At 44.5% G+C, this 12,312-nt stretch carries 8 protein-coding genes; 2 read left to right on the plus strand and 6 right to left on the minus strand.

Going from position 1 to position 12,312, the window contains the following annotated elements; all coding sequences use genetic code 11:
• Positions 1-608: 608 nt before the first annotated feature.
• A complete protein-coding gene (locus tag QFZ80_RS30020) occupies positions 609-2,948 on the minus strand; it encodes an EAL domain-containing protein (protein ID WP_307552092.1) in 2,340 nt (779 codons plus the stop codon).
• Complete coding sequence (locus QFZ80_RS30025) at positions 2,938-3,462, minus strand: DUF5317 family protein (RefSeq protein ID WP_307552090.1); 525 nt, start codon at positions 3,460-3,462, stop codon at positions 2,938-2,940. The genes QFZ80_RS30020 and QFZ80_RS30025 overlap by 11 nt, the downstream gene beginning before the upstream one ends.
• Positions 3,463-4,055: 593 nt before the next feature.
• On the opposite strand from QFZ80_RS30025, the gene QFZ80_RS30030 reads away from it, so the two are divergent.
• Together QFZ80_RS30030 and QFZ80_RS30035 are read left to right on the plus strand one after the other, a co-directional pair.
• Complete coding sequence (locus QFZ80_RS30030) at positions 4,056-4,625, plus strand: FAD-dependent oxidoreductase (protein WP_307552089.1); 570 nt, start codon at positions 4,056-4,058, stop codon at positions 4,623-4,625.
• A gap of 43 nt (positions 4,626-4,668) precedes the next feature.
• The gene (locus QFZ80_RS30035) at positions 4,669-4,896 is read left to right on the plus strand and encodes a DUF896 domain-containing protein (RefSeq protein ID WP_307562356.1); all 228 of its coding nucleotides are present in this window, start codon (positions 4,669-4,671) and stop codon (positions 4,894-4,896) included.
• Positions 4,897-5,212: 316 nt separating this feature from the next.
• Here QFZ80_RS30035 and QFZ80_RS30040 read toward each other — a convergent pair whose 3' ends face one another.
• The 4 genes from QFZ80_RS30040 to QFZ80_RS30055 form a co-directional block, all read right to left on the minus strand.
• The gene (locus QFZ80_RS30040; protein ID WP_307562358.1) at positions 5,213-6,754 is read right to left on the minus strand and encodes a pectinesterase family protein; all 1,542 of its coding nucleotides are present in this window, start codon (positions 6,752-6,754) and stop codon (positions 5,213-5,215) included.
• A gap of 184 nt (positions 6,755-6,938) precedes the next feature.
• Entirely contained in the window at positions 6,939-8,582 is a 1,644-nt protein-coding gene (gene pelA / locus QFZ80_RS30045; RefSeq protein WP_307552085.1) for a pectate lyase, read from the minus strand.
• 314 nt (positions 8,583-8,896) lie between these two features.
• The gene (locus tag QFZ80_RS30050; RefSeq protein ID WP_307552084.1) at positions 8,897-9,226 is read right to left on the minus strand and encodes a hypothetical protein; all 330 of its coding nucleotides are present in this window, start codon (positions 9,224-9,226) and stop codon (positions 8,897-8,899) included.
• A 219-nt stretch (positions 9,227-9,445) separates the two neighbouring features.
• Positions 9,446-12,166, minus strand: coding sequence for a pectinesterase family protein (locus tag QFZ80_RS30055; protein ID WP_307552083.1), 2,721 nt, complete (start codon positions 12,164-12,166; stop codon positions 9,446-9,448).
• Between the last annotated feature and the right edge of the window lie 146 nt (positions 12,167-12,312).

Genomic DNA, 12,312 nt, shown 5'->3' on the forward strand with positions numbered 1-12,312 from the left:
TGCTCGAACTGCTCGAGGATTCGCATCCAGCGACGATAGAACAGGAAGCTGCTGCAGAACTAATAGCAGCGTCAATCGAGATTCCAGACCTTACCGAGAATGAGAACACAAATCATAGGATAAGGGGAAATGAGAAAATGAAAAGCTTTGTTAGCAGCTATAATTGCAGTTGGCAGGAAGACATTCAGGGGAATACAGCGAATTTCAACGTCGTTTGTACGGAAAGTGAGAACAAAATTATCATTGAGATGTCCAACCAAAATAACGAAAAACAGGTCATCCCCTTTACACTCGACGGTTTCCACCAGTTGACTGACTGGTTGGAAGGACATATGGGAAACCGAATGATATCGAAGTTATAGATATACCATAAAATCCTTATACAAAACAAAGACAAATCTAGTGAGAAAACCTCTATCGAGGCCTTTCGAAGATGAGCGACCGCGTTTAAATGTAGGTTTTATCGCCAATAAGAAAGTCAGGTTTTCTTTTAGAAAAAACTTATACTTTCTTATGTGGTCAAATAGGTTCATGATCAAACAAGCCCAGGCCGTTTTTGGCACTGGGCTTGTTTGACCTCTCAACCTTTTCAAGTAAATATTCCTTCGTTAATCCTTTGGTAGAAGCCATACCCGCTCAATAAACTCCCCTGCTGATATCGGTCTGCTAATCAAATATCCTTGAACGCCATCACAACCTTGCTCACGCAAGTAAGAAAGCTGTTCACTCGATTCGACTCCTTCGGCGATTACTTTCATGTTTAAGCTATGCGCCAATTTGATAATTCCGCTTATGATCAATTCGTCTTTTGGAGACATATTTAAGTTATCAATAAAAGACTTGTCCATTTTCAAATAATCAAATGAAAAATGCTTCAAATAGCTAAGCGATGAGTAACCCACTCCAAAATCATCGATGGAAATAGATATACCGAGCTCTTTAATTTCTGCAAGCACCTTCATCGTATGTTGGGTATTCTGCAGCAGCATACTCTCCGTTATCTCAATTTCAAGCCACTGAGGATCCAGCTCGGTTTCCCGCAAAATTTGCCCAATCGTACGAACTAAATGCTCATTTTGCAATTGAATGGAAGAAAGATTAACCGACATAACAATAGGTGGAAGCCCTGCATCCTGCCAAGCTTTATTCTGCCTACATGCCGTCCTTAACACCCATTCCCCGATGGGCAGGATCAATCCACTCTCCTCAGCGATCGGAATGAACTGAACAGGCGACATTTGTCCCAATTCTTGATTTTTCCATCTAATGAGGGCCTCTACTCCGTTAATTTTATCGCTCCTCAAATCGATCTTCGGTTGAAAATGCAAATAAAATTCTTCGCGCTCGATCGCTTTGTGCAAATTAGAATGTATCTTGTGCTTGGCTTCATTAAGCTCTTGAATGCTTTTAGAATATACGCTGTAGGTGTTTCCACCGAATTCTTTGGCCCGATACATAGAGGCATCTGCATTTTTGATTAACGTTTCCACATCGGTCCCATGCTCAGGATATATACAAATCCCTATACTAGTCGTTATATATAATTCTCTTCTATGCAAATAAAAAGGTTCAGCTATTGCTTGTAAGATCGCATCGGCAATGGGTATGACCTCATCTGTATGATTTAGATTTGGAAAAATAATCGTAAATTCATCGCCCCCCAGCCTTGATACGATAGATCCTTCCGGAACAGATTGGATAATGCGCTTGGACACATCTATTAATAGAAGATCACCTGTATGATGCCCCAGCGTATCATTTACTTGTTTGAATTTATCTAGATCAAGAAACATTAATCCGACTAATGAGTTGTTACGAGCTTTGTCCAATGTTTCCGCCATGCACTCTTGAAAGTTGCTTCGGTTCGGCAGCCCGGTTATTTCATCAAAGTAAGCCATTCTATGAATAATCTGTTCCGCTTGCTTCTGTTCGGTAATATCCTTTGCAATTCCATAGATCCCGACAATCTGATCATTCACTACGGTCGGACCACAAGTTATGAACAGATCACGGCTTGTACCCTCTTTCGTTAAAAAGCCCATAATAAATTGTTGTGGATTTCCCAGCAGCGCTTGTTCTATATGATGTATAGCTTCTTGTTTCCCTGTAGAAATCACATATTCGAATAAATTAACGTCCAATATAGACTCTGGGGAATAGCCAAGTAATTTTTCTAACATCGGGTTAACACTCGTAAATTTACCAGATAGATCTAATGTAAAAACAATATCTGGATTATGGTCAAATAAGGACTGGTAACGTTGTTTGCTTTCTTCTATTTTATAGATATGCTTGTTATACGCTGAGATTAGGAAGTTAATAATTAGCATGAGAAAGACCGCAAAAATGATCTCAATAAGTAGATCACTCGAATTTGATTGTTTCAAAAAGTGATACAATAAAATGGCTACTACTAATAAAGAAACTTGCATTTTAACAACTTTAATAATCGAAATTTCATTAAAAAAAGAAATTTTACTTACAAATTTCATGATTCCTGCACGTACTAATAAGTTAACGTTCTCAAAAACAAAGGTAATGCAAATAACTTGAATAATCAATGGTAGCTGGGTTGTAAACTTTAGAACCGCTGCTGCACACACCATACTAATAAAATACATTCCTAACGTCGAAAATAACCGGTACCAGTTAATTTTATAAAATGGTTTGGTGGCTAACAAAAAAAACATTATTGCACTTACAAGAATAGGAACTGTACTTGCTGCGATTCCCATAGAATACATTAAATAAAGAATTCCTAATGTTGATCCATTGTACAAAAGTCCATTAGGCATTTTAATTGGGAATATATCAACTATTAATGTTAAGACGCATATAAGAATTATAGGTTCCCAAACTCTATTAGATTCAAGAAATTTCAGACAAATAAATGTTGTGTAAATTCCAGTTAAGAATAATATCAGAGTGTATAGATTTTTATCCTTCATGCTGCTCCCTCTTCGAAGTGGTTCCTAATAGAAATCTTATAAATCCGATGCCTACACTAATATCTCCAATACTTATCACATGTTTGAAAAAAGGAATCCAATCTCCTAGCCACCAATAATCGGAAGTATTCATTAGTTGATGTCGAGGATCGTCTGTAACAAAAGCAGAACCATTATAACCAGACATCATCAGAGCCTTTTCTGATACTGGCATTAAACCACCGTGTATACTTAAGGCAAATAAATTAAACAAAGCCCCAAAACATATAAAAATAATACCTGGTAAATGCCTGTTTATCCATAAGCCAATTACCATTATAGCAAACGAGAGTTCAAGTAGAATAGGATAGTCGCGCCCCGTTCTTTGACTCAACCAATAAATAAAAATTTGAAACGAAAAGGTACCGATCAATAAGTAAGGCATTCTGAAAGCTTCAAAGGAATCAACAATTGTCAATAAATTGCGTTTCAGGATTATACAAAGTAGAAGGCCTGCAAGTATGAAGTAAATCATATATATTCATTCCTTTATATAAAAAAATGAAAGGAACTAGGTTTTGCCTAGCTCCTTTTTTGGGATTATGGCCCCCAAGGCTGTGATACAACGGATGAATAAACCATAGCTGTCAAAACAAGAGTCATAAGTATCCAATTCTTCCAATTTTTCATTTCATTTCCTCCCCTTTGTTTGAAAAAGAATGTCTAGTCAAATGGAAAAATCCATTAATGAAATTATACTTTTAATGGATTTTTTATACAATGAAATTATTCAAAATATTCGATAATTCGATAAATAATGACATATTAATTCGGAAGCTCCTGGTATTCACTTAACCTTCTAGAACCTCCATGCTCAATTCCAATTCTATTCCCGTTTCTCCTCTCATTCTGCATAATCCGAAGCTATCATTGGAAGTCGAAACCCCAGCACCAAATGGCAAATAGAAAAATAAAATACATATTGACTTTTCACTATATGAAGCATATTATTATCTCATAGCTAAGAATCTTAATTTAGAGATATTTTTCTTTCATACAAAAAAGCATAGTTTACCAAAGTATTGACGCAAAGAATACTACATTTACACATTCGAAGGAGTTGTTGATATGTACGATATCGCAGTGATTGGCGCAGGTCCCGCAGGAGCAAGTGCAGCATTGTTTGCAGCAAAAGCAGGAAAGAATACTTTACTCATCCATAATGATAAAAGCATGACAAAAAGGGCGTGGCTTGAAAATTATTATGGTATTGAAGAAATTTCCGGACCTGATCTTATCGATATTGGGAAGAAACAGGCAGTTAAATTTGGCGCTGCAGTGAAGGAAGAGAAGGTTCAAAATATCGTTAAACTAGATGCAGGTTTTCGCATTGAAACCACTATCGGACAATATGAAGCTAAATATGTCATTATTGCAACAGGAGCTTTAACAGAGCTTGCGGAACATTTGGGCTTGAAAACAAAACCAGCAACCGAACCGCGAATTAAGACGGTCATTGATGTTGATACAAATGGCCAAACAAGTTTGGAAGGCATTTGGGCGGCAGGTACAGCAGCTGGCGTTAGCGTCCATGCTATCATCACTGCTGGTGACGGGGCTAGAGTGGCGATAAATGTCATTAGCGAAATAAATGGGGAAAGATACGTTGATCATGATATTTTAAAAACTTCTGAATAAAAATTGACCAACTTTACACAAATCATAAAAGGAGTGGTTCACTATGCTTACCATTTTAAATAAAATAAATGTGCTTTCAAGAAAAGAGAAAGAAATCGGATTAACCGAGATTGAAAAAACAGAACAAGCCAATCTGCGTAAAGAATATCTTCAAATATTTCGTGGTTCAATAGATAGCTTGCTCTTGAATTCTTCAATTATTGATCCGAACGGAGATAATGTTACCCCTGAAAGATTAAAAAAAGAACAGGCCAAACTAGCTGCAAAATAAATTTCACGAATCTAAATAAATAATGTAAAAAACCTTCCAAGTAACGTATTGGAAGGTTTTACTATACTTATTATTCAGTGAAATCGTTCAAAGAGTCCTTATTCTCCACGTGATACCAATTGAAATCGGCATACCCGCTTATACCTCTCCACACCAATGTTGCTGTATTTGCTCAACCTTTGCAATATTTGCTCTCATGTATGACTAAACCGGAGTATGGGCAAGAAATATCACCTTCAGAGTCCAAGCCCGATCAGTATGGCGTCGAAATGTAATCATCCGGCTCCGCTCTTGCCGAAATCAATTCACTTCCTGTTCAATGTGCAGGATCCCAGCCATCGATTCCGGCCAGTACAGATTGCGTATTGATCCCCGCAGCCTGTGAAGCACTCAGCTGTTCGGACCAGGTAACTCGGCCTGTTGTAGAAACGCCCGGACCTGTGCTGCCATATTCGGCGAAACGGGCCGTGCTTTCGTTCGCCGGATCCCCCCAATTGTTCCAGCCAGCCGGGATAATGTGCGTATTCATATACGAATACAAATACGTTACAGATGCGTATGGCCGCCATGGACGCCCTAAATAAACAGTATCGTCCAACGATCCCGAACGGGTCAGACTGCTGTTTATGAACACATATCCGTATGCAGTCGTTTGGTCTGTCGATGCTGCCGTCACAAAGCCATTGCCAAGGCTTTTGATTTCACAGCTTTCAAAAACAGCCGTTGCCGAACCAAAAATATAATCAACGGTTCCCTCGATATAGGAATCTCGGTAATAATGCCTGCCTGCCTTTGTGTACAACGTATCCTGATTTCCCAAAATCCGCACATTGTAGAACGCTGCCCTGTCTCCGGCTACGAACAATGCAACGGCCTGACCGGCTGTTGGCCCTGCGGTATTGCGAAAAGTAATGTTTTCAGCGGTGAAATCATTCCCTAATACAAATACACTTGAGCTGTTGGTCGTCCCTCCTGCAGAGCTGGCCGTATCGGTATACGTTAATATGGTCCCAGCGGCGCTTTCTCCAATGAGTGTTATATACGGTTTATTGGCGGGAAACGTAATTTTTTCTGTATAGGTTCCGTTTTTGACATAAATCGTTCTAGGTGTCGTATTATTTGCCGGAATGGCGTCAATAGCTGCCTTAACGGTCGTGTACACACCCGCTCCGCCGCTTGCGCTTACGACGAGCGCACCCGACGGAATGCCAGTCGTCACATCTTTGACGAGAATATCGTCCAGATAGTGGGAGCCAGCCGTTGAGTTCGGCGTATAGGACTCGTAACCATCAATGCTGGAAACAGCCGTATAAAAGGCGACGTCACTCGCTATCTTCAAACCGTTGACGTAAACATCGGCTTTATCGGCAGACGGATCAGCTACAATCCGGATGCTGTACCACGTGTTGGCGACATAACCGCTTTGAAGCGTGACGTATGTGTTATCCGGGTTCCGATAAGAGATGTTCCCATTGATAGTTTCGATAGAAATGCCTGCTGACGTTCCGCTGAGCAGCCGGAATACTTTCGTGTTGTTCCGCAATGTTGACTGCATAAACTTGAACTCGGCATCTACTTTACCTGTTTGAGTCGCAAATGACTTTTTCAGATTGACTGTAGCCGTTGTACTCGAGTCGTTCAAAAAAACGCTGCGGTTTGACGAACTAGGCACTGCCCCCACACGGACCGTGCCGCCAGCCTCTGAAATGGTAAACCCGGAAGGCTGTGAGCCTGCCGGAGTGCTGTTGAAATTGCTATCGGTCAGCACCATCGCTGCCAAAGCGTTGCTTGCAGGAATAATACCGAATAAAAAGGTGGAAAGTACAACCGTTAAGCTGAAAGATGACCATTTTAACATGAAAAAAATACCTCCCTCGGGTTCAGTTATTGATTCTCATTCAACCTGAACATTCGTTCCTTGGTGTGTCCTCCAACCTTTTCTTCTCCCATCTGTTTGCTACCAAAAGCTGTAGAAAGGCGAGTCCAATCATCCCCCGGACTCGCATTCCGATCGTGGTAATAAAGTAACGCTTCGGATCAGCTTATGGAATCGGTTTTTTCAATGTGAAGTAGCCGCTCGTTGCAGCCAGCTTCAGCAGTTTCGTTCCATACTCCCCCGCCCACGAATAGCCTAGCCTTCTTTCTTCGCTGATGTCCATGATGTTGAAATATTTGAGGCCGTCCCGGTCTGAGAAAAAATAGTTGTTATCTTCCAGGTTGTAGAATCGGTACCACAGGGTTTTGCTTGGATTAGAAACAAAGAAGTCTGGACCGTCACCATCGTATGCCATGCCGTCTACTCGAACCGTATCAAACCATTCCAGCGCGCTGCGGGCCGCATTGCGGATGGCAGGCGTTTGAGGTCTGGACATGAGGAAGGCGATGATCCCGACGGATTCCCTACCGGACTTAGAAGGCAGCTCATAAGCGCGTGCGCCTTTAGGTGCGTAGGTGACCGGGTCATGCTGAGCGCACCATACGGTGAGCGTTCCGTTCATGACGATTTGGGAATTAAGAATATACTGGATGCCTTTGTCAAGCGCAGTTTGCAGATTGGTGCGCTGCGTGGAGGTTAAAATATCGGTATCGAAAGCATATCGGTTATTGATCATATCATCCACCAGAACCAAAACGCGCACCATTGCATCGTCATTGAACGTCACGTAGTCAGAATAATTCCCGCGGGCCGGATACACTTGAGGCCAGCCGCCAGAGGCATACTGGGAGTTCAAAATAAAGTCGACGGCTTTCCTGGCACTTGTCTTGAAGGCGGTGTTGCCCGTTTTTTTATACATGTCGGCAAGGAATCGGATCTCCTTGATTGTGGCTAGGTTATCAAACGTTCCAAGCTCAACGCCACTGGAATTGATCCATTCCGAGCGGGGATCAGTGCCGTTCCACGGGGAGTTGTATTTGGTTGACATTGCTTTGAAAAATCCCCCATGAGGCATTTGCCAAGAAACAATATTCGTAGCATAGGTCGAGTCGGTCGTTAAATTGCCGGTGACGAAATCACTGAAATTTCGAAAGCTGGTAAACATGCTGTCAGCATTAACGGCAGAGAAATCATTAACGATGATGTCGTCGTATTTGGCCATTGCACCACCCTGCGTGATAAGACCGATAGCTCCCGTGCTCAGGCTGCTGTCTGTTGCGGACAACTGAAGCACACCGTTAACGTAAAGTCGAATGGAAGTACCTTCTACGACAAGCTTCACATCGTACCAGGTACCGGTCGTAAGGGCATAGGATTTGCTGGCGAGCGTACTGGAGGAAGCGCTTACTTTTTTCCGTATTTCCAATGTACCCCCGTTATTGTTGTACAAGGATGCACCATAGTAGTTGTTCCCATCAACATAACGGGCAGCCAAATAAACACGATTTCCCGCATTGAACGTATCGAGCTTGACTTTGGCCTGTACGCTGTAGTCCTTCCAGCTTGAGCTTCCAGTTGAGGTGCGACCTTCGCTCGTGCCGGATTGCTTGTAAGCAGGGGTGCCGTCGGTGACAATCCCCCAAGTTCCCGAGGTGGCCATCCAGCCGTTTGCATTGCCGTCATTGAAATCATCTGAGAACAGTGCGGCCGCTGAGGCGGTCTGCGGGAAAGAAACGTGAATCGAAAAGAGTAACGCTAGCACAAGAACCATACTGCAAACTTTCCGGCTATTATTTATGATTTGGCCCATTCTCTAAACCTCCTAATTATTGGTTTTGTTATGGTGTTATTCTTACCTCCTTCAATTGATTTGCGTGACAACGTCGGCTGCTGATCATGGTTACATCGACCTCACCTCCCCACATGATAAAAAGGAAGACCACGCTCTTGCCCAGTTTCTTCCCGTAAATGAAAGGGGGAAATACTATCCAGCGCGACTTCGCTTAATATGTATTCCCCCATGACCTTAAAATTACCCGACTAGTTATTTGTTGTCATGCGGCACAATAACCTCAGTAGTGGCCGTCGATTGGCTTCCTGCGAGATCAGTAACCGTGTACGTTATTAGGTAGATGCGCCCTTGCCTTTTCCGGAACGTTCTGCGCGCAATTGAAATTCCATATCGAAAGTTCCAATGTCGGCTCCGACGATATCCCCCGCTGTGTTTCCGTCACCCAAGCCGTCGTCAGGCTCATTGCTCGTAATCGAGGTCAGCACGATCGTACTGACACCCGAGCCTTCATCCTGCCCATAGACGCTCATTTGAACAGATACCAGCTTATGATTAGCAGGCGATAAAGACCTTTTATCCGGAATCAATGTCAATGTCGGCGCTGTCGTATCGATGTTGCTGACGGTGGCCGTAGCCGTTCCTTTATTTCCGGCTTCATCCATGAATTCAAAGGTGAAGCTGCCATTGGCCGTGAATGTGTAGCTCGTGGAACCGCCATTGTTGGTAACCGTATTGACGTAATTTCGAAATGTTTTGTTCTCATGACATCTACGCTTAAGGATAATTGCAGACTCAGGTAAGGGACTTACGGCGAGGTTGAGTAATCTTCCCCAGACGCTGTCGGGATGCCCTTAACCCTGGAAGCAAACTTCAATATCGTTTTACTTGCTTGACTGATCGCGGGGTACGGTTGCAGTTACCGAGACCGTCGTCTTATTCCCCACTTTATCGGTTGCGGTATATGTGATCGTATAAACGCGCCCGGAACCGGTACCCGCTCGTTCTGCACGCAGCATAAATGAAGTATCCGGGGTACCGTACTCTGCTCCTTGTATATCATTCGGTTGATCTCCGTCGCCCAGGCCGTCGTCCGGTTCGTTGCTCGTTATGGAGATCAGCACGACCGAGTCGATCCCCGAAATGCCATCCTCCGAATAGATGCTGGCATTTACGGTTTCCAACTGATGGTTCACCGGCAAGAGCGTTGTCTTGTCAAGAACGATATGAAGCGTCGGCGCCGTCTTGTCAATGTTGTTTACTGATGCTACAACCGTTCCTGTATTGCCCGCCCTATCCATGAATTCAAACGTAAAGCTGCCATTCTGACTGAACGTATAGCTTGAAGCTCCGTTGTTATTGGTTATCCTCACTTGCTCATCGGGCTCGATCGTGGCGATAACATCCTGGTTTGTCATCGCCACGGTGCTGTATACCACCTTGGCTGTCGGAGCTGCGGTATCTATGGCTAATGTTCGATAAGCCCACTTCGACCAAGCCCCCCGGGTATCTTGCGTCCGAACCCGAATGCTCCAGTTATCGTAATCCTGCATCATTGGAGCTTGATACGACGTCGCGGCATCGACCATTTCCCCGGAATCCCAAGCCGTCGTCTGCCAATTGTCTTTCGATCCTTGCACCTGATAAGCACGCTGTGCGTCGCCCGCATCCGCATCACTGAAGCTCCACGTGAATGTCGGAGTGTTTACATTTAAATATTGCCCGTCCGTATACGATGTCAGGGTTGTAACCGGAGGCGTATTATCTGTTAACGGAATGATGCCGGTGCGCAGCAGGTTCCAGTTGTCAGTTCCTTTTAATACGTTTTGTACCGTGTACTGACTTGCTTCCTCCGGTGTAAGCTGTATCGACCAGCCTGCACGCGCTTTCGGATTCGCACCCGGTCCCCGGCTGTTATACTCGGAGTATCTGGCCGTTTTCTCCTTATTCGGATCGCCCCAGTTATTCCAGCCGGAAGGTGCGATCGACGAGTCGATCATCGTGTCGATAAAAGCCACTGCAGCGTACGGACGCCACGGTCTTCCAAAGACGACGTTATTTACCCCCGGATCGGAGGTGATCTTCGAATTTACAAAGACATACCCGTAGGTTGTAGTCTCCGGCGTACTTGCCGCGGTTATATAACCGCCTTTCAGGCGATTGCTGTGCAACTCATTGTTTTCGAAGAACGCGGTCGCCGGACCGTAAATGAAATCGACGTCGCCTTCGATATAGCAGTCTTTGAAATACTGCCGTTTATCAATGTAGATCGTATCCTGGAAGCCGAGGAAACGGATATTTTTGTATACACCGCGGTCCCCGCTTAGAAAACCGGCGAGCGCCTGACCGGTGCCTTGACCGGAGTCGTTCTGGATGGTCATGTTTTCGGCCGAAAAATCTTTGCCTTGCACGAGGGCCGTGACCGTTTCGGTCGTACTATACGGCGTACCGTCAGGTTTCTTGGAATTCACGTTAAGATGGTAGACGAGAATCGTTCCGGTTGCGCTTTCGCCGACAAGGCTTACATACGGCTTGTTTGCCGGTACGACAATTTGCTCTCGATAGACGCCGTTGCGAATATAGATAACGGTCCTTTTGGTGTTACTGGCCGGAACCGCATTCAATGCCGCTTGAATCGTTGTAAAATCACCCGTTCCATCTTTCGCAACGACCAAAACATCCGCAGGGGTGACAGCGATCGGTTCGGAATGATAGCTTTCCCCATGGTCGTTTACCGCTGAAATCACATAATCGTAGGTTACGCCATTGACAAGGCCCGCGTCCTGAAAGCTTGTCCCGGGAATACCGGTCTTAATCGTCTCATATTGACCGCTGCCGAATGCACCACGTTTGACGGTATACGATACCGCCCCGCTGACCTCTCGCCAGGTCAATATGACCTGGGCATTGCCGGCAACAGCTTGAATGCTGTCCGGAATTGCAGGCGCTCCGCTCGGCACAGGGACTACCTGAACGGATGCGGAATTGGCGCTTGCAGTCGCCGGGCTTGCGGCCGATACGACATAGTAATAACTGGTGCCGTTGCTTACCGTTGAATCTGTATATTGGAGATCTGTTACACCCGAAACAACCGTCTCATAGTTTCGGCCATTTTCCGTACTGCGCTTCACATCGTAAGATAGAGCTCCAGCAACCTGGTTCCAGCGGATCGTAACCTGACCGTCGCCGCTTATAGCCGTCAAACCGGTTGGAGCATCGAGCGGCGCCATCGGTACAACGTCGGCAGCGGTAGATGGCGCGCTTTCCCCTATACTTACGGATGTGACCTGATAATAGTATCTAGTACCGTTGTCCAGTCCGAAATCACGGTACTTGGTGTCCAGTACATCGGCAATTTTGGTGAAGGGGCCAGCATGATCGGTGCTCCGGTAAAGCCTGTATGCGATGACCGGATACCCTTCAACCGGTGGATTCCAGGTCAGATCTGCCTGGCTGTTTCTGGGATTGGCCGTAAGATTGGTCGGTACGCCGGACAGACTCGGAATATCTTCGGCAAACGCTACACTCGAAGCCATGGGGTTTCCGATCTGAATCCATGAAAGCAATAACATCAAACATACAATAGCCAAAATACTTTTTCTCATACGCTTCCTCCTAATGAATAGTATCAACATCATGTCGAAAACAAGAATCCGCACTACCGATTCTCAAATTTTATATGGTGATATACACCTCCATCTTCGGTTTGTAATCGCTTTCATCGTATCGCATTTAATAGAAGCGAACTTTA

Source organism: Paenibacillus sp. V4I7 (genome assembly GCF_030817275.1).
Classification (GTDB): Bacteria; Bacillota; Bacilli; order Paenibacillales; family NBRC-103111; genus Paenibacillus_E.